Source organism: Bacillus sp. FSL K6-1560, from assembly GCF_038592935.1.
Taxonomy (GTDB): Bacteria; Bacillota; Bacilli; order Bacillales; family Bacillaceae; genus Bacillus; species Bacillus subtilis.
The window spans coordinates 1,355,328-1,374,587 of sequence record NZ_CP151946.1 but is presented as its reverse complement, the minus strand read 5'-3'; the positions used below and the strand labels follow the sequence as shown (position 1 = coordinate 1,374,587).

Sequence of the window (19,260 nt, the reverse complement as noted above, 5' to 3'; positions counted from 1 at the left end):
CTCTTATCTGCGGCTGATCTCGGCAAATACTTTCTCAGCTGCCTGGATTGTGTTTTCAATATCTTCATCAGTATGGGCCGTTGAGAGGAAAAGACCTTCGAATTGTGATGGCGGAAGGAATACCCCTTCATTTGCCATCCCTTTATAATAGCTTGCGAACAGCTTCAAATCAGATGATTTCGCTGTTTCATAATTGATGACTGGTTCGTTTGTAAAGAAGAAACCGATCATCGAACCTGCACGGTTAAAGGTATGCGGAATGCCATGAGCCTTGGCAGCTTTTGAAATTCCTTCTTCCAGTCTGTCGCCTTTTTTGATGAAATTCTTGTAGGAATCAGGTGTCAGCTGTTTCAATGTCTCTAAGCCAGCCGTCATCGCAAGCGGATTGCCTGACAATGTACCAGCTTGATAGATCGGGCCGCTTGGAGCGATCTGCTCCATGATTTCTGCCTTTCCGCCATAAGCGCCGACAGGAAGTCCGCCCCCGATTACTTTTCCTAAACAAGTCAGATCAGGCGTTACGCCGAAGTAGCCTTGAGCGCAGTTATAATCGACCCGGAAGCCAGTCATCACTTCATCAAAAATCAGCAGGGAGCCGTACTGCTCAGTGATATCACGCAGACCCTGCAGGAAACCTTCTTGCGGCGGAACAACACCCATATTTCCGGCAACTGGCTCTACAATGACTCCCGCAATGTCTTCACCGAATTGCTGGAAAGCAAGCTTTACACTTTCTAAATCATTGTACGGAACGGTGATGGTGTTTTTCGCAATGCCTTCGGGCACCCCCGGGCTGTCAGGCAGACCGAGAGTGGCAACACCTGAACCAGCTTTAATCAAGAGAGAATCGCCGTGTCCGTGGTAGCAGCCCTCAAATTTTAAAATCTTGTTGCGGCCCGTATAGCCCCTTGCCAAACGGAGGGCACTCATTGTAGCCTCTGTTCCGGAGCTTACCATTCGTACAATTTCTACAGATGGCACACGATCAATGACGAGCTTAGCCAGTTCATTTTCTACTTCAGTCGGAGCACCGAAGCTTGTCCCATATTCAGCCACTTTTTTGAGGCTTTCTACGACGCGGTCATTTGTATGCCCTAAAATTAAAGGCCCCCATGACAAGACGTAGTCAATATATTCATTCCCGTCAATATCAAAGATTTTCGAGCCTTTTCCGCGCTCCATAAAAATCGGGTCCATGTCTACCGATTTAAATGCGCGAACGGGACTGTTCACACCGCCCGGCATGAGTTTTTGTGCTTCTTTAAAAGCCGTTTTTGATTTTTCATAGCTTCTCATCTGCCTCAACTCCTATCAACTGAATAAATTACTCCGCAAGCCATTTCGCTGCGTCTTTCGCATGATACGTAATAATCAGGTCGGCACCCGCGCGCTTCATGCTTGTCAAAATTTCCAACACAATTTCTTTTTCTTTGATCCAGCCGTTCTGCGCTGCAGCCTTCACCATTGAATACTCTCCGCTTACATTATAAGCGACGAGCGGCAAAGTAAACTCATTTTTTACGTCACGCATGATATCCATATAAGAAAGCGAAGGTTTGACAATCAAAAAGTCCGCGCCTTCCTCGACATCTGATTGTGCTTCGCGGAGTGCCTCCATACGGTTGGCAGGGTCCATCTGATATGTTTTGCGGTCTCCGAATTGCGGTGTGCTGTTTGCTGCATCACGGAACGGACCGTAAAACTCGCTAGAATATTTCACAGCGTAAGACATGATTGGAATATTGACGAATCCTTCTTTATCAAGTGCTTCTCTGATCACTGTAACAAATCCGTCCATCATGTTTGATGGCGCAATGATATCCGCACCTGCTTTCGCTTGGCTGACAGCTGTCTGCGCCAAAAGCTCCAGCGATTCATCATTGAGAATGACTCCGTCTTTGACAAGTCCGCAATGGCCGTGGTCTGTGTATTCGCACAGGCACGTGTCAGCGACAACAACCATTTCAGGGAAGTGTTCTTTAATTTCTGTGATGGCTTTTTGGACAATTCCGTGATCATGGTACGCTTGTGTTCCGCAATCATCTTTTTCTTCCGGGATGCCGAATACGATAACAGATTGAATGCCCAGTTTGACCAGCTCCGCTACTTCATCCTTCAATAAATCTAATGATACATGGTAAACATCAGGCATTGACGGAACAGCTTTTTTGCCTTCCAGCCCTTCAACGACAAAAATCGGATAAATAAAATCTGATGGATGCAAACGTGTTTCCTTTACCATTTCTCTCATTGCTTTTGATGTCCGCAGGCGGCGGTGTCTATTAAATGATTGACTCATATTCTCTCTTCCTCTCTTGACATGCTGCACATTAATTCAAGCATGCCATCTATTGTAAATGTATCAGGCGTATGCGATGTGATGCCGTACGTCAGAAGGGCATCATTTGTTAAAGGCCCAATGCTGATACAGGCCGTCCCATTCGCCTTCCACTTTTTTAATTCTTCTCCCAAGACATGCATAAACGTATGTACGGTTGATGAACTCGTAAATGTTACATAGTCAAAGGAATATTGACCCGCAGCGTCTTTCAGTTCCTCAATGCCTTCTTCATCCGGAATCGTTTCGTAGAGAACCCATTCCTTTACTTCAAAACCGAGCGGGACAAGCTCTTGTTTTATCACATCACGTGACAAATTCCCTTTCATCACGGTAATGGGCTCCCCCGGTTCAGCATGCTGCTTAAGAGCGTCAGCCAATTGTTCAGCAATATACTCCTGTGGCATCACATCAACCGATACGTTATGCGTTTTTAAACGGCGGGCGGTTTTTTCACCGACGGCTGCAATTTTTTTATGCGCAGGGAGAATAAGCTGATTTTCCTTCAGATAAGAAAAAAAGAAGTCTGCCCCATTCACACTTGTAAAAACAAGCCAGCCTGGCGCGGCAAGATCCTCACTTACCTGTTCCGCAACATCATTCGGCAAAGCGCGGCGAAACGTAATCAAAGAGGTTAAAACCGCTTTACCGCCAAGCGCCTCCACTTTTTGCTGAAATGATGTTGCCTGTGCCTTATTCCGGGTGACAAGCACTGTTTTTCCTTCCAACGGAAAATCATTTTCCATCCTCATCAAGCTCCCGTTTTACACGATCAATTAAATCTTTTGCTCCTTTGTCAGCCATAAGAGCGGCACAGCGCTTTCCTACTTCCTCCGGATCGTTTCCGGTGACGGTTTCTTTAAAAATGATTTTGCCGTCAGGTGAAGCGACAAGACCTGTCATTTCAATTTCATCCTGTCCATTTAACACGGAGTAGCCCGCGATCGGAACCTGGCAGCCGCCCTCCATCGCGTTTAAAAAAGCACGTTCCGCTAAGACAGTTCGTTTTGTATATTCATCTGTAAACTGAGAAAACAACGCCAACAGCGCTTCATCCGATTCTCGGCACTCAATCGCCAGTGCTCCCTGCCCCACAGCAGGCAAACAGCGCTCTGGCTCAAGGAATTCGGTTACGACATCTTGCTTCCACCCCATTCTAGAAAGGCCGGCAGCCGCTAAAATAATCGCGTCATAATCCTCTGTTTCCAGCTTTTGAAGTCTTGTATCTATATTACCTCTAATCCATTTAATTGTAAGGTCAGGGCGCTCAATCAAAAGCTGCGCGCTTCTTCTTAAACTGCTTGTGCCAATGACAGCACCTTCCTTCATTTCTGAAAGCTTTACGCGATTCTTTGAAATAAGGGCATCACGCGGGTCCTCCCGTTCAGGAATGCAGCCGATCACAAGGCCTTCAGGCAAAACAGCAGGCATGTCCTTCATGCTGTGCACTGCCATATCAATCTCTTCGTTTAAAAGCGCCTGTTCAATTTCTTTGACAAACAGCCCTTTTCCACCCACTTTTGAGAGTGTAACATCGACAATCCGGTCGCCCTTTGTCACGATCTCTTTAATTTCAAAAGCAAACGAAGGATTGATTTCCTTCAGTTTTTGAATAACCCATTTTGTTTGAGTCATAGCGAGTTTGCTTCGTCTGGAACCTACTTTAATCGTTCTCATCATTTCTTTCCTCCCGAATCTGCTTGGGACATCGTTTAACTGAACCAATGGAATTGCGACAGGCTTCCAAGCAGGAAATAATTGATCATCAGCACCAGAAAACAAGCCGTATTCCACAGTGCAGCGACCTTTCCTTGCAGCTCTTTAATCAGCCTGATATAAAGATAATAGCTGTACAGCAGCAGGACGACAAACGAACCAAGCACTTTGGCGTCAAACCAATACAGCGTTTCTAGTGAGACATATGCCCATATGACGCCGAGAATCAAACTCAGCAGCAGCATCGGAACCCCAATGACATTTAAAACATACGCCATATAATCAAGCTTAGATAAATCTTCTATTCTCAACAGCCATTTTCCCCACTTTTTCTTTTTCAGCAGATGATATTGAAACATATATAGCACAGAAAAAACGAAAGAAAGGGAAAAAGCGCCGTATGAAAGAATCGCCATTGTAATATGAATCACCAAAAGCTCGGATACAAGCTGCCCGGAAAAAGCAGCTGACTGCTGCTCTGTCGGTGAAAATGTGTGAATGGCGATCATAGAAAATCCTATAACATTTGTAAAAAACACGATAAAGTCAACACGTAAAAGCTTTGTCAGTACCAGTGACAGCGTGACAAGCACCCAGGCATAAAAATAAAGCGCCTCCGTCACATTTAATACCGGAAACCGCCCCGTCACCCACATAAAATAGGCCAAATACACGGTTTGCAGAGTCCAGACAATAGAAAGCAACCAGAAGGCCATTTTTCCAGCCTTCCGGTTGTGTTGAAGAAAATCTATAAAATAAAAGAGTACACTTAACGCGTAAATGACGATTGTCCCCTCATTAAGTCTTGCCATTGCAGTATCAATCATTCTGCTTTCACTCACTTACAAGTGGGCTAAAGCCCGCTTTTGATTCAGCCTTCTTAAAAGAGTGGACCTTCTGGCTGCTTTCAACGGTTTTCATCATTTGACGGCCCGCAGCTTCTTCAATATCAAAAATCTGCATAAACAACGCAAGCTTTTCTTCAGAATCAGCATCTGCAGCAAGCTCTTTCACCTTTAAAATCGGATCACGAAGCATTTGGTTAATAATACTTTTGGTGTGTTTGTTCAACAGTTTTTTCTCTCTTGTGCTTAAGTGAGGCAGCTTACGCTCAATGCTGTCCATCGTTTCTGACTGGATGGCAAGCGCCTTTTCGCGCAATGCAGAAATAACCGGCACAACACCAAGTGTATTCATCCATTGTTTAAATTCCACAATGGTTTCTTCAATTAACAGTTCAACTTTTTCAGCTGTTTCTCTCCGCTCTTTCATGTTCGCTTCTACAATGCCTTCCAGATCGTCGATATCATAAAGAAAAACACCTTCAAGATCATTCAGCGCCGGATCAAGATCTCTAGGCACGGCAATGTCGACCATAAACAGCGGGCGTCCCTTGCGAAGCTTATTCGCGTTTTCCATCATCTCTTTGGACACGACAAATTCACTTGCACCGGTTGAACTGATTAAAATATCAGCCTCCGCAAGCGCGCTTTCAAGCTGATTCAAGCTTCTCGCTTCACCTGAGAAACGGTTTGCAAGCTCCTTCGCTTTCAAGTATGTTCGGTTAATGACAGTGACCTTGCTGATTCCCTGTCCGTGCAGGTTTTCCGCAGCAAGCTCGCCCATTTTTCCCGCACCGAGAATCAATATGTGCTTGCTTGAAAGATTTCCGAAGATTTTTTTAGCAAGTTCAACTGCAGCATAGCTTACTGACACCGCATTTGAGCCAATGTCTGTTTCGGCGTGAGTTCGTTTGCCCACTGTAACCGCCTGCTTAAACAGCTCATTAAAAATAGTCCCGATCGTTTTTTCTTGCTGAGCTGTTTTAAAGCTGTCGCGTACCTGTCCGAGAATCTGCGTTTCGCCAATCACCATAGAGTCAAGTCCGCAGGCTACACGGAATAAATGCTCAACAGCGGCATCGCTCTCATAAAACGTTAAGAACGGTGACAGCTCTTCTTTGCTTAATTGAAACCAATCAGCTAAAAACTTTTTTATATAATAACGGCCGGTATGGAGCTGATCGACTACCGCATAAATTTCAGTGCGGTTGCAGGTTGAGACAATGATGTTTTCAAGAATGCTTTTCTCTTCTTTCAGCTGCACCATTGCTTCTGCCAGCTCATTCGGCTGAAAACTTACTTTTTCACGTATCTCAATAGGGGCGGATTTATAATCTACTCCCACAACAAGTATATGCATCGCTCTAATTACACCCCCAACACCCAATCTTAATTTATAATCATTCTAACATAGAACTCATTATTTATAATAATTATAACATAGTTTCTTTCACAAAATGTGAACAGATTTTAAAATTCTTATGCTATATTAGAAAAAGCTTCAGGGAAAAGAAGCATTCCTATTGACAATACCAAAAACAGCAGAAATTTACTACACATCAGCTCTAAAAAACAAGAAGGTGATATGCATGAAACAAAAATCAATTTTATTCCCTTGTCTGCTGCTTGCCGCTTCTGTATATGCATGGCTAGAAAGCGGCCAAGCCGAACTGTTTTCAGGGCAGGATCAATGGCCTGTTCTCCTCATTTTGTTAGGCGCAGCCTTTGTATATCAAGGAAAAAAAGAAGCCGTTACACCCCATTTTTTTATTGGTTTGCTTCTCTTCGGAATCGGTTTACACTTTTTTGCCAAGCCGAAATGGGTATGGTGGCCGGATGATTTTGAAATGCTCCTCTTTATGATCGGCTTCTCACTTCTCGTTTCAGCCGTTCAAAAAAAAGAATATGTATATGAAGCTGTGTCGATGATTTGTTTTTCCCTGTTTTTGTACTTTTTCAAACAAATTATGGCATGGCTTGAGTCTGCGCATATTCCAACAGCGCTTCTGAAGGAGTATTGGCCGTTTGTCTTTATTGGAATCAGTTTATTGTTATTATTGATAAAACGAAAAAAATCTATACGATAAATAAAACCGGTAGAGGATCCTCTACCGGTTTATCATTTTTTTGATCGCTCCCCAAGCTTCGTCTTTTCCCTTTTTCGTTTCTGAGGAAAAGAGAATCAGCTCGTCTTCCGGATCAATATTTAATGTTTGTCGGACAACCTTCGCGTGTTTGTCCCATTTGCCTTTCGGGATCTTATCCGCCTTTGTAGCGATAACAATAACAGGAATGCCGTAATACTTTAAAAATTCATACATCTGTACATCATCATTAGATGGCGCATGCCGCAAATCAACGATCTGCACCACAGCTTTTAATTCCTCGCGTGTCGTGATATAGGTTTCAATCATTCTGCCCCATGCTTCACGCTCAGACTTTGACACTTTGGCAAAACCGTAGCCCGGCACATCCACAAAATGCAGCTCATCATTGATAATGTAGAAATTAAGTGTTTGTGTTTTTCCCGGCTTTGATGACGTTCTCGCAAGATTTTTGCGATTGATTAATGAATTGATAAAAGACGATTTTCCTACGTTCGATCTTCCGGCCAATGCGATTTCCGGAAGCCCCCCTTCAGGGTACTGTTCCGGTTTTACTGCACTGATCACGATTTCTGACTTTGTGACTTTCATTTCTTCTCTCCTACTAAGGCATGTTCCAAAACCTCGTCTAAGTGGGACGCCAATATAAATGTCAGCCCCTCCCTGACGCTTTCCGGAATATCCTCTATATCTTTTTCATTATCTTTAGGCGCAATAATGGTCGTTAATCCCGCTCTATGTGCGCCAAGCGCTTTTTCCTTTAAGCCGCCGATCGGCAGCACGCGCCCGCGAAGCGTGATTTCCCCAGTCATGCCGACTTCACGCGAAACCGCCCGTCCCGTTAAAGCAGAAACAAGCGCTGTTGCCATCGTAATACCGGCTGACGGACCATCTTTTGGCACCGCACCCTCTGGTACATGTATATGAATATCATACTTCTCATGAAAGTCAGGTTCAATGCCAAGTTCTTCTGTTTTGGATCGCACATAGCTGAATGCAGCCTGAGCAGACTCTCTCATAACATCTCCGAGCTTTCCTGTCAGGATTAATTTCCCTTTCCCCGGAGAAAGCGATACTTCAATCGACAGCGTATCTCCGCCAACGGTTGTATAAGCAAGCCCTGTCACTACACCAACCTGATCCTCTGTTTCAGCTTGTCCATATCTGAAAATACGTTTTCCGATAAAGTCTTGAAGGTTCTTCTCAGTAACCGTAATCCGTTTTCGCTCTTCAGCAACAATGGCTTTTGCAGCTTTACGGCAAATCGCGGCAAGCTGGCGTTCAAGGCTTCTCACACCAGCTTCTCTCGTATAGTAGCGGATAATATCAAGAATCGCCTGATCACGCAGCTGCAGGTTGCTTTTCTTCAGCCCGTGTTCTTTGATTTGCTTTGGAAGCAAGTGATCCTTTACGATTTCAAGTTTTTCTATTTCTGTGTAGCCTGCGATATTAATAATTTCCATTCTGTCTCTGAGCGGACCCGGAATTGTGGCCAAATTGTTCGCCGTTGCGATAAACAGCACTTTGGATAAATCAAAGGTTTCTTCAATATAGTGATCACTGAAGCTGCTGTTTTGCTCTGGATCAAGCACTTCAAGCATAGCGGATGATGGGTCTCCTCTAAAATCAGATGACATTTTGTCAATTTCGTCTAATAAGAAGACCGGATTCAGCTTGCCCGCTTTTTTCATCCCTTGAATAATCCGTCCAGGCATTGCTCCGACATAGGTCCGTCTGTGTCCGCGTATCTCTGATTCGTCCCGAACTCCTCCGAGTGAGATTCTGACGAATTTGCGTCCCAAGCTTTTTGCAATTGATTTGGCTAAAGACGTTTTTCCGACACCTGGAGGTCCTGCCAAACAGAGAATCGGGCCTTTCAGGGATTTGGTCAGCTTCTGGACAGCCAAATATTCTAAAATACGTTCTTTTACTTTTTCAAGCCCGTGGTGCTCTTCGTCCAAGAGACGTCCTGCTTCTTTCAAATCAAGCTTATCATCTGTTTCATCCGTCCACGGAAGAGCAACCAGCCAGTCGATATAGTTGCGGATCACAGAGCTTTCCGCAGAACTTGACGGAATTTTTTCATATCTGTTCAATTCTTTAAGCGCTGTTTCCTTCACATGATCAGGCATGCCTGCTTCTTCGATTTTTTCCGTCAGCGTCTGAACTTCGCCAGTTTTGCCTTCTTTATCGCCAAGCTCTTTTTGAATCGCCTTCATTTGTTCTCGCAAGTAGTATTCCTTCTGCGTACGCTCCATCGAACGTTTGACGCGCTGGCCGATTTTTTTCTCAATCTCCAGCACTTCTTTTTCATTATTAATAAAATCAATGACCTTGTTCAGCCTGTCTTTGACATCAGCCGTTTCTAAAATATCCTGCTTATCCTTTAGTTTAAGGGGCAGATGAGAAGCAACGATGTCTGCCATTCTGCCCGGCTCTTCGATATCAGTAACCGCGGCGTACGTTTCGGCCGAGATTTTTTTAGAAATTTTTATGTACTGATCAAAGTGGTCTAGCAAAGTCCGCATCAATGCTTCGTCTTCTGTATCTTTTGAATCATCTTCATGAATAAGTTGAATGTCGACCGACGTGTAATCCTCGTGTTCATTGTATTTGACGATATGGGCGCGCTTGAGGCCCTCCACCAACACACGAATCGTACCGTTCGGAAGCTTCAGCATTTGCTTAATTTTTGTATAGGTGCCGACAGTGAAAATCTCGTCTTCACCAGGTTCGTCTATCGAAATATCCTGCTGAGTGGCTAAAAATATCATATGATCATGCATCATTGCCTGTTCAAGAGCTTGAACCGACTTGTCACGTCCTACATCTAAATGCAAAACCATCGTCGGGTACACTAATAAACCTCTTAAAGGGAGGAGCGGGATGCTGCGTTTTAATTCTTCTGCCATGTGACTGACACCTCCGTGACTTTAGTATGAACCATTATAATACAACTTTTTCATCCTTGTACAATAAACGGCATGGTTCCATTTTCTATAAAACAGTCTCCTCGTAGTATACCCTTTCTTTCTGATATGAAAAAGGAAAAGATGTCCTTCATGAAAAAAACCCTATTATCAAAATAGGGTTTAAACAGATTCTTTATTGATTTCAATATGAAACGGTTTTTGTTCCGTTGGCGGATTCACTAAAATTTCATCAAGCACTTCTTGGAACGTCTTCACTGCAATAATCTCGATCCCGTCAATCTGCTTTAAGATGGCCTGCTGATTTTCATATGGGATAATCACCTTTTTCGCACCGGACTGCTTGGCCGCTTTTATTTTCGGAATGACGCCTCCAATGGGTTTCACAAGACCGTTCAGGCTGATTTCGCCCGTCATCGCAACGGTATTGTCAATAGGAATTTTGTGTATCGCCGAGAAAATCCCCGCCGCCATCGCAATGCCTGCTGACGGCCCATCAATCGGAATCCCTCCTGGGAAATTGATGTGAATATCATAATCAGAAGGCTTCATTCCCATTGTCCGGAGCACGGTTAATACATTTTCAACCGAACCCTTCGCCATGCTTTTTCGTCTGATTGATTTTGATTGGCTGCCGATGCTTTCTTCTTCAGCTATTCCTGTGATGTTAATTGATCCTTTATCTTGAGCCGCGGTTACACTCACTTCGATTTCCAGAAGCGATCCGCTGTTAGGCCCATAGACTGCAAGCCCATTTACAATGCCAACCTGTGGTTCAACACCGATTTTTTGCTCGTGCTTTGGAGTAAGCTGACTGGAGTGAATGACCCATTCGATATCCTCAATCGTAATGTCCTTCCGATTCTCCGTTACAGCCATCCCCGCTGCGATTTGAATCATATTGACGGCTTCCCGCCCGTTCCTCGTGTAGCTGGTCAAAAGATCTAGGCCTTCTTCGGAGATATTTTTTTCAATTTTATCCGCTGCTGTTTTAGCAACCGTTTTCAGTTCGTCCTTTTCAAGCTCGCGGAAAAAAACCTCCAAACAGCGGGACCTGATAGCTGGCGGAATCTCGTTTGGCATTCTCGTGGTCGCGCCAATCAAGCGAAAATCAGCCGGCAGCCCATTTTGAAAAATATCATGAATATGATTCGGAATTTGTGTATTTTCCTCACTGTAATACGCACTGTCTAAAAAGACTTTTCTGTCCTCAAGCACCTTCAGCATTTTATTCATTTGAATAGGATGCAGCTCCCCTATTTCATCAATAAACAGCACACCGCCATGGGCATGGGTGACAGCCCCCTGCTTCGGCTGCGGAATCCCAGCCTGTCCCATCGCTCCGGCCCCTTGGTATATCGGGTCATGGACAGAGCCGATGAGCGGATCGGCAATTCCTCTTTCATCAAAACGGGCTGTTGTCGCATCGAGTTCCACAAAAACAGCCTGCTCTTTAAACGGTGATTGTTTATGTTTTTTTGCTTCTTCCAACACAAGCCGCGCAGCAGCCGTTTTCCCAACTCCCGGTGGCCCATAGACAATCACATGCTGAGGATTTGGCCCGCATAAAGCCGCCTTTAATGCTTTTATGCCGTCTTCCTGTCCGACGATATCTTGAAAGCTTTTGGGGCGGACCTTCTCAGATAATGGCTCGGACAAGCTGATAGCGCGCATTTTCCGAAGCTGCTCCATTTCCTTCTTTGATTCTTTATCTATCGTGACCTTTTGTGTCCTTTGATTTTTAAGCAAATTCCAAAAATACAAACCAATGATGATCCCAAAAAACAGCTGAATAAATAACGCGATCCCTGTCCAACTCATGGTGGTCCCTCCTGAAAAACAATTTATGTATCCAATTCATTCCTCTGATTGCTAGTATCTCCCATAGGAGGCGGGAATAAACGTTTTTCCGGAAGAGTTTGCATGCAAAAAAAACCTCCTGAGTGTTACCACTCAGGAGGTTTGTGCTTATCTTTATGCAGATGTTTTATCTTGGCTTACCTCAGTGCCGTCTTTTAATAAGAGGCGAGGAGGCTCTCCGTGTGTCACAGTTGCCCCGGTAATTACACATTTTTCAATGTCATCACGAGAAGGCAGCTCAAACATAACATCAAGCATGATGCCTTCAATGATAGAACGGAGTCCGCGTGCTCCAGTCTTGCGTTCAATTGCTTTTTTAGCAATTTCAGAAAGCGCTTCTTCTTCAAACTCAAGCTCAACGTTGTCAAGCTCAAGCATTTTCTTGAATTGCTTAACAAGAGCGTTTTTCGGTTTTGTTAAGATCGCAACCAATGCTTCTTCGTCAAGCTTTTCAAGGCTTGCAATAACCGGAAGACGTCCGATAAATTCAGGAATTAACCCGAAACGGAGCAAATCTTCAGGAAGCACTTTTGAAAGAAGATCTTCTTTCTCAAGATCAGCAGCTTTATTGTCGGCACCGAATCCAATCACTTTTTGGCCTAAACGGCGTTTGATGATTTGTTCGATACCATCGAAAGCTCCGCCGCAAATGAACAAAATATTTGTTGTGTCAATTTGAATGAATTCTTGATGAGGATGCTTACGTCCACCTTGAGGCGGCACGCTTGCCACTGTACCCTCAAGAATTTTAAGCAATGCCTGCTGTACACCCTCACCTGACACATCACGTGTGATAGACGGGTTTTCAGATTTTCTAGCCACTTTATCGATTTCATCAATATAGATAATGCCTTTTTCGGCTTTTTCCACATCATAATCAGCAGCTTGGATGAGCTTCAAGAGAATATTCTCTACATCTTCACCCACGTATCCAGCTTCAGTCAAAGATGTAGCGTCTGCAATCGCAAACGGCACATTTAAAATGCGAGCCAATGTTTGCGCCAGAAGGGTTTTACCGCTTCCCGTAGGGCCGATTAATGAAATATTACTTTTTGAAAGCTCAACATCATCAACTTTGCTGTTAGAGTTAATGCGCTTATAGTGGTTATACACAGCAACAGCAAGTGATTTCTTCGCTTGATCTTGGCCGATGACATATTCATTCAAAATTTCGCGAATTTCCTGAGGCTTTGGTACGTCTTTAAATTCTACTTCTTCTTCTGTTCCGAGTTCTTCCTCTACAATTTCAGTGCAGAGTTCGATACATTCGTCACATATATATACACCAGGTCCAGCTACAAGCTTACGAACCTGATCTTGTGTTTTTCCACAGAACGAGCATTTTAATTGTCCTTTTTCCTCGTTAAATTTAAACATTCTTTCACCCCTTAATCTTGTCTCACTTTTTCTTTTACCGGCAGAGCAAAAGAAAATGATTCTTGAAACGAACGAGTATGTATTGCATTTTACCATACTTTCCAAAAAGACGGTAACAATGTGTTTCTGACTTGCACATTCTATATGTATGACAAAAAACAGCCCTGCATTAACTATATTGCCCCAAGAAAAAGAGATAACTCATAATTGTACAAAACAAGGCACGAATGATTCGCGCCCTGTTTTATTAGTACTATTATTATGCACCATATTAACGGTTTTCTACAAGAAAATCAATTGCTTTGCGAACTTTTAAATCTTCTTTCATCGCGTCAGTAGAACCGATGGCTTGTTTAATATTTTCAACAGGCATGTTGTATGCTTCAGCCATTTTAGTAAGCTCAGCATCAACTTCCTCATCTGATACTTCAAGGTTTTCCGCTTTCGCAATCGCCTCAAGAGTCAGGTTAGATTTTACGCGTTTTTCAGCATCTTCTTTCATTTGCTCTTTAAGCGCAGCTTCATCTTGACCTGAGAATTGAGTGTAAAGCTCAAGGTTCATGCCTTGCATTTGCAGACGCTGTTCGAATTCTTTCAGCATGCGGTCAAGCTCAGTGTCGACCATTGCTTGCGGAACATCGATTTCAGCATTTTCAGAAGCTTTCAGAACAAGCTCTTCACGCAATTTAGCGTCAGCTTCGTTTTCTTTTGCTTCTTCTAAACGTTTCTTAGTTTTTTCAGTTAATTCAGCGAGTGTTTCCACTTCTTCATCGATATCTTTTGCGAATTCATCGTCAAGCTCAGGAAGCTCTTTCGCTTTGATTTCGTGAATTTTCACTTTGAACACAGCTGGTTTGCCTGCAAGATCTTCAGCGTGGTACTCCTCAGGGAATGTCACTTCAACATCCTTCTCAGCACCTGCTTCAAGGCCAACTAATTGATCTTCGAAGCCAGGGATGAATGAACCAGAACCTACTTCTAGAGAGTAGTTTTCAGCTTTTCCGCCTTCGAATGCTTCGCCGTCAACGAATCCTTCGAAATCAAGAACAACTGTGTTTCCTTCTTCAACAGCGCCTTCTTCTTTTACAACAAGCTCAGCTTGACGCTCTTGAAGCGCTTTTAGTTCGTTTTGAACATCTTCGTCAGTTACAGTTGTGTCGTCTTTTTCAATGCCTAAGCCTTTGTAGTCGCCAAGCTTCACTTCAGGTTTTACTGTTACTTTCGCAGTGAAGATTAAGCTTTCGCCTTTTTCGATTTTTTCAACATCGATTTCAGGACGGTCTACAGGCTCGATTCCAGCTTCTTCAACCGCTTTAGGGTATTCTACAGGAAGAAGAATATCCAAAGCATCTTGGTAAAGAGCTTCTACGCCAAAGCGCTGTTCGAATAATCCGCGAGGAATTTTACCTTTACGGAATCCAGGAATTGAAACTTGTTTTACTACTTTTTTAAATGCATCATCAAGTGCTGTTTTAAACGTTTCAGCATCAACTTCAACCGTTAAAACGCCTTCGTTGCCTTCTTGTTTTTCCCATTTTACAGACATGTGTTTCCCTCCAAAAATCTATTCAGGTTGTCTCGGTCTTCCATTCTAAAGCAATCATACGGCTTCGTCCAACAAAAACAAAGCTGCCAAAGATCAGAATCATTATGTATAGATATTAATAATGAACTGCAAAGCCTGTCCAACCGTATTTCTTATAACCCGTTATACACAAATACAACCACTATATTATAACATAACACATAGCGCTTTCAACTATATGGCGCGATTTACAAATAAGAAATTTCTTCAATATCTTTTAACATTGTGCAAGCTTCATCGAGTTCTCTGTCGGTAAATTCATACATCATATGAAGTTCTTCGCTTTCAATTTCAATCCCGTGCATCTCGTAACCGACTTTATGAAGGGCAGCCGCCCAAAGGTCAGCCGACAGCAATTTCGGCTGGAACGGATATAAAACGTACAAATGTCTTCTCCACAATTCCTCTACTGCTGCATATAAGGTTGGATTTTCATTTCCAAGTGTCTCATCCAGCACCCTGAGAACACGGTGCAGAATCGGCGCGGCATCAGGCGGAACAATCTCAGACGGTTCAATTGTCAACGACTCGCCAAATTTACTAATGTGTACAGGCTTACTGTACTCATGCTCAGCCAACAGCATGACAATCATCGTTTTGATAATCGGATGGGCTGAGGGGTCTTGGAGGATTGTTTTGAGCAATCCTGTATACTTTGCTACGTTACGGTCTTTTAAGGAATGAATGAGATTCATTTGCTCCTCAGGGCTTGCCAGCACTTTCTCGGTGTCAATTGTATCCTCATATTCTTCGGCCCAAGCCTCGTCCTCACGATCCGGATCGGTCATTTTCCGGCTGAAATCCAGCAGCTTATAAAATTGCTCGGCGCTTTCTGCCGGCAGCTGATTTTCTTCCAAAACGGCTTCAATGGTGCTTTTGACTTCCTCGTATTTTTTGAGCTGAATTAAGATGGTCATGTACACCTGCAAAACCGTAAAATAATGGCCATAACCTTCTTTGAGCATCTTCTCGCACACGCTTTTTGCCTCTTCCAACTCGCCCAGCTCTAAAAAGCAGATGGCCATCCCTAAGTGAAGATCGGCTTCAGTATCATCATATTTCATCGCTTCTGAAAACAGTTCGAGCGCTTCTTGATACTTTTTTTCCTTTAGTGATGACATCCCTTTTTCCACAAGGCGGTCTTTCAGATGAGGAAAAGGAATAATTTTTGCGTTCTTCTTGTCATGCGTCATACCTATATTCCTTTCAGGCATTTATTTTGTTCAAGTGTATCAACACCTGTGAACAAAAACAAGAAATGAAAGGTTTCACCAGGCAAAAAAAGCCGCCGGACAAATACCGGCCGCTTTTTCAGTCTTGAAGCCAAGAGCTTCTTTGTGATTCAAATTGCTTGATTTCATCTTCCAGCAGCAGCGTTAATGAAATTTCATCATATCCGTTGATCAGCATCTCTTTCCAATGCGAGTCAACTTCAAATGAAATTTGATTGCCTTCACTGTCATGAATCAGCTGATTTTCAAGGTCAACAGTCATTTGCAATGACTTGTTTTCATACTGGCCGACAAGCTGTTTCCAATTGTCATATGGCATGCGGATCGGAAGCATGCCGTTTTTAAAGCAGTTCTGATGAAAAATATCAGCAAATGACGGCGCAATGATAATTTTAAACCCATAATCATCAAGTGCCCACGGAGCGTGTTCACGCGATGACCCGCAGCCGAAGTTTTCTCCTGCTATTAAAATGGAAGCTCCTTGATAAACAGGCTGGTTTAATTCAAATTCAGGGTTCGGTTCACCATTCGCATCATATCTCCAGTCAAAGAATGCAAAACGCCCGTAGCCTGTTCTTTCAATCCTCTTCAAAAATTGCTTAGGAATAATCTGGTCTGTATCCACATTGATCCGATTTAATACGGCCGCTTTCCCCGTATGTGATTTCAAAGGTTCCATCTCGCGCACTCCTTACACAACTGTTTTTTCCTGATAAAACTTTCTGACATCAACGAAGTGTCCGTGAATGGCAGCCATCGCAGCCATTGCCGGGCTGACGAGATGTGTTCTTGCACCTTTTCCTTGTCTGCCCTCGAAGTTGCGGTTAGAGGTTGATGCACAGCGCTCTCCCTCAGGAACAACATCATTATTCATACTCAAACACATGCTGCAGCCTGACTCTCTCCATTCAAATCCAGCTTCCAAGAAAATCTGGTCAAGCCCTTCTTTTTCAGCCTGAAGCTTCACGCTTTGGGATCCGGGCACCACGATGGCCCTTACGCTGTCAGCTACCTTCTTCCCTTTGATCATGTCAGCAGCCTGTCGAAGGTCAGTCATGCGGGAATTTGTGCAGGAACCGATAAATACGTGCTCCACTTTAATGTCTTCAATTTTTTGGTGAGGAGTCAATCCCATATATTCATAAGCACGAATCGCTTCTTTTTTATCGTCTTCTGCAGAAAAGCTTTCCGGCGCAGGAACTTCAGAATCGACAGGAAGAACCATTCCCGGGTTAATGCCCCATGTCACCATAGGGGAAATTTTGTTGCCGTCAAGGACGATAGATTTATCATAAACAGCGCCCGGGTCTGTGCGCAGCGCCTTCCATTCCTCTACGGCCTTGTCAAATTCTTCGCCTTTTGGCGTGTACTTGCGATTTTTGCAATATTCAAACGTCACCTCGTCAGGTGCAATCAAACCTGCTCTTGCTCCTGCTTCAATTGACATGTTACAAACAGTCATTCGTTCATCCATCGTCATATTTCTGAATACTTCCCCAGTGTATTCAATGACGTAGCCTGTGCCGAATTTCACACCGTATTTGCCGATGACAGCAAGAATGACATCCTTTGCCGTTACCCCTTTTTGAAGCGTTCCATCTACGCGCACTTCAAGTGTTTTTGGACGCTGCTGCCAAAGTGTCTGTGTGGAAAGGACATGTTCAACCTCACTCGTCCCGATTCCAAATGCAAGAGCGCCGAAAGCGCCATGTGTTGATGTATGACTGTCACCGCACACAATCGTTTTCCCTGGGAGCGTTAAGCCCAGTTCAGGGCCGACGACATGGACAATCCCTTGATCCACACTGTGAAGATCGGCAAGGCGCACGCCAAATTCCTCACAGTTTCTTTCAAGCGCCGTTACCTGGCGTTTCGCAACTTCATCCTTTATCTCAAAACGATTGACAGTCGGGATGTTGTGGTCCATTGTCGCAAATGTATTTTGGGGTCTTCTGACCTTTCTTCCCTTTTGTCTCAAGCCTTCAAATGCCTGAGGAGACGTCACCTCATGAATGAGGTGCAAATCAATATAGAGAAGATCCGGCTTTCCCTCACCATGTTTTACAATATGCTGATCCCAAATCTTTTCGATGATTGTTCGAGGCATCATCTTTTATTTCCTCCCTCTACCTAGAGCTAAGACCGCTTAACGTAAGCTGTCACACATTAGAAATTGTATTTTCACTCATGATTGCTGCCTTAACTTCCTCTGTAATGGCCTGAGTGCTGCAGAACTCTTCACCCCGTGCCAAATCTTTTGTTCTTTTCCCAGAAGCCAAGACTTTGTTTACCGCATCTTCTACAGCTTTCGCTTCCTCTTCAAGCCCGAAAGATGTCCTCAAAAGCATTGCCGCTGACAATATGGCTGCGAACGGATTTGCCATCCCTTTACCAGCAATATCAGGCGCGGAGCCATGAACAGGTTCAAACAGATGAAGACCAGAGCTTGATAGGCTGGCTGACGGGAGCATTCCGAGCGAGCCTGTAAGCATGGACGCTTCATCGCTTAAAATATCACCGAACATATTTTCAGTCACAACGACATCAAATTGATTCGGTGCATAGATTAGCTGCATGGCCGCGTTATCCACAAGCATGTGCTCAAGCTTCACATCAGGAAATTCTTTCGCAACGTCCTCAGCCACTTCACGCCACAGCCGGCTTGATTCAAGAACATTCGCTTTATCTACAGAGGTCACTTTGCCTTTTCTGGCTGCCGCCATTTTGAAGCCCTCTCTGATCACTCGTTCAATTTCCGTTCGCTTATAAAACAGTGTATCTACTGCTTCCTGCTCACCTTCAGTGTTTACATAGCGTTTGCTCGGCTGGCCGAAATACAAGCCGCCTGTGAGTTCACGAACGATAACGAAATCAACATTATCTATATATTCTTTTTTCAAAGGCGAAGCGTCAGAAAGGCTTTCAAATACCTTCACAGGCCGTAAATTCGCAAACAAATCAAGCTGTTTTCTGATGCTGAGCAGCCCTTTTTCCGGTCTCAGTTCCGAAGGATTTTGATCCCATTTCGGTCCGCCGACAGCGCCAAGCAATATCGCGTCTGCATTTTTACAAGCAGCAACGGTTTCCTCCGGGAGGGGGTTATGATGTTCATCAATAGCCGCCCCTCCAATCAGGCCATATTCAAATTCAAATTCATGGTTAAAGCGTTCGGCAACACTTTTCAGTACGTCTGTCGCTGATTCTAATACTTCAGGGCCGATCCCGTCTCCGGGCAATAGAGCAATACGTTTCTTCAAGTTAACCGTTCTCCTTTC

16 protein-coding genes are annotated in these 19,260 nt (G+C 44.0%); 1 reads left to right on the top strand and 15 read right to left on the bottom strand.

Annotation, left to right across the window (positions count from 1 at the left end; translation table 11 throughout):
* Window positions 1–3: 3 nt before the first annotated feature.
* From hemL to hemA, 6 genes are read right to left on the bottom strand one after another with little or no spacing between them, the layout of a single operon-like run.
* Window positions 4–1,296 carry a glutamate-1-semialdehyde 2,1-aminomutase gene (gene hemL / locus NYE22_RS07355; protein ID WP_342412424.1) on the bottom strand — a complete coding sequence of 431 codons (1,293 nt, stop codon included), beginning with the start codon at window positions 1,294–1,296 and terminating at the stop codon, window positions 4–6.
* A 28-nt stretch (window positions 1,297–1,324) separates the two neighbouring features.
* Window positions 1,325–2,299 carry a porphobilinogen synthase gene (hemB, locus tag NYE22_RS07350; RefSeq protein WP_015483525.1) on the bottom strand — a complete coding sequence of 325 codons (975 nt, stop codon included), beginning with the start codon at window positions 2,297–2,299 and terminating at the stop codon, window positions 1,325–1,327.
* Window positions 2,296–3,084: a uroporphyrinogen-III synthase gene (gene hemD / locus NYE22_RS07345; RefSeq protein ID WP_021480246.1), complete on the bottom strand. Its 789-nt coding sequence runs from the start codon at window positions 3,082–3,084 to the stop codon at window positions 2,296–2,298. Before hemD ends, hemB begins: the two co-directional genes overlap by 4 nt.
* Window positions 3,074–4,018: a hydroxymethylbilane synthase gene (gene hemC, locus NYE22_RS07340; protein WP_021480247.1), complete on the bottom strand. Its 945-nt coding sequence runs from the start codon at window positions 4,016–4,018 to the stop codon at window positions 3,074–3,076. Before hemC ends, hemD begins: the two co-directional genes overlap by 11 nt.
* A gap of 32 nt (window positions 4,019–4,050) precedes the next feature.
* The gene (locus NYE22_RS07335; RefSeq protein WP_003222575.1) at window positions 4,051–4,881 is read right to left on the bottom strand and encodes a cytochrome c biogenesis protein; all 831 of its coding nucleotides are present in this window, start codon (window positions 4,879–4,881) and stop codon (window positions 4,051–4,053) included.
* Between the two features lie 7 nt (window positions 4,882–4,888).
* On the bottom strand, window positions 4,889–6,256 hold the full coding sequence (hemA, locus tag NYE22_RS07330; protein ID WP_103803771.1) for a glutamyl-tRNA reductase: 1,368 nt from the start codon (window positions 6,254–6,256) through the stop codon (window positions 4,889–4,891).
* A 229-nt stretch (window positions 6,257–6,485) separates the two neighbouring features.
* On the opposite strand from hemA, the gene NYE22_RS07325 reads away from it, so the two are divergent.
* Entirely contained in the window at window positions 6,486–6,983 is a 498-nt protein-coding gene (locus NYE22_RS07325; RefSeq protein ID WP_103803770.1) for a hypothetical protein, read from the top strand.
* A gap of 21 nt (window positions 6,984–7,004) precedes the next feature.
* On the opposite strand, the gene yihA is transcribed toward NYE22_RS07325, so the two are convergent.
* From yihA to leuB, 9 genes are all read right to left on the bottom strand, one after another.
* Complete coding sequence (yihA, locus tag NYE22_RS07320; protein ID WP_003229621.1) at window positions 7,005–7,592, bottom strand: ribosome biogenesis GTP-binding protein YihA/YsxC; 588 nt, start codon at window positions 7,590–7,592, stop codon at window positions 7,005–7,007.
* Window positions 7,589–9,913, bottom strand: a complete 2,325-nt coding sequence (gene lon / locus NYE22_RS07315; RefSeq protein ID WP_003229618.1) for an endopeptidase La — start codon at window positions 9,911–9,913, stop codon at window positions 7,589–7,591. Before lon ends, yihA begins: the two co-directional genes overlap by 4 nt.
* A 180-nt stretch (window positions 9,914–10,093) precedes the next feature.
* Window positions 10,094–11,752, bottom strand: coding sequence for an ATP-dependent protease LonB (gene lonB / locus NYE22_RS07310; protein WP_014477564.1), 1,659 nt, complete (start codon window positions 11,750–11,752; stop codon window positions 10,094–10,096).
* A 153-nt stretch (window positions 11,753–11,905) separates the two neighbouring features.
* Window positions 11,906–13,168 carry an ATP-dependent protease ATP-binding subunit ClpX gene (gene clpX / locus NYE22_RS07305; RefSeq protein WP_003229613.1) on the bottom strand — a complete coding sequence of 421 codons (1,263 nt, stop codon included), beginning with the start codon at window positions 13,166–13,168 and terminating at the stop codon, window positions 11,906–11,908.
* A 271-nt stretch (window positions 13,169–13,439) separates the two neighbouring features.
* Complete coding sequence (gene tig, locus NYE22_RS07300) at window positions 13,440–14,714, bottom strand: trigger factor (RefSeq protein WP_014480469.1); 1,275 nt, start codon at window positions 14,712–14,714, stop codon at window positions 13,440–13,442.
* A gap of 227 nt (window positions 14,715–14,941) precedes the next feature.
* Window positions 14,942–15,946 (bottom strand): DNA damage checkpoint antagonist DdcA, encoded by a 1,005-nt coding sequence (ddcA, locus tag NYE22_RS07295; RefSeq protein ID WP_029726367.1) that lies wholly within the window; start codon window positions 15,944–15,946, stop codon window positions 14,942–14,944.
* Window positions 15,947–16,064: 118 nt separating this feature from the next.
* Window positions 16,065–16,664, bottom strand: coding sequence for a 3-isopropylmalate dehydratase small subunit (gene leuD / locus NYE22_RS07290; RefSeq protein WP_041850185.1), 600 nt, complete (start codon window positions 16,662–16,664; stop codon window positions 16,065–16,067).
* Window positions 16,665–16,676: 12 nt separating this feature from the next.
* Entirely contained in the window at window positions 16,677–18,095 is a 1,419-nt protein-coding gene (gene leuC / locus NYE22_RS07285; RefSeq protein ID WP_003229604.1) for a 3-isopropylmalate dehydratase large subunit, read from the bottom strand.
* A 49-nt stretch (window positions 18,096–18,144) separates the two neighbouring features.
* Window positions 18,145–19,242 carry a 3-isopropylmalate dehydrogenase gene (gene leuB / locus NYE22_RS07280; RefSeq protein ID WP_125121190.1) on the bottom strand — a complete coding sequence of 366 codons (1,098 nt, stop codon included), beginning with the start codon at window positions 19,240–19,242 and terminating at the stop codon, window positions 18,145–18,147.
* Window positions 19,243–19,260 lie beyond the last annotated feature (18 nt).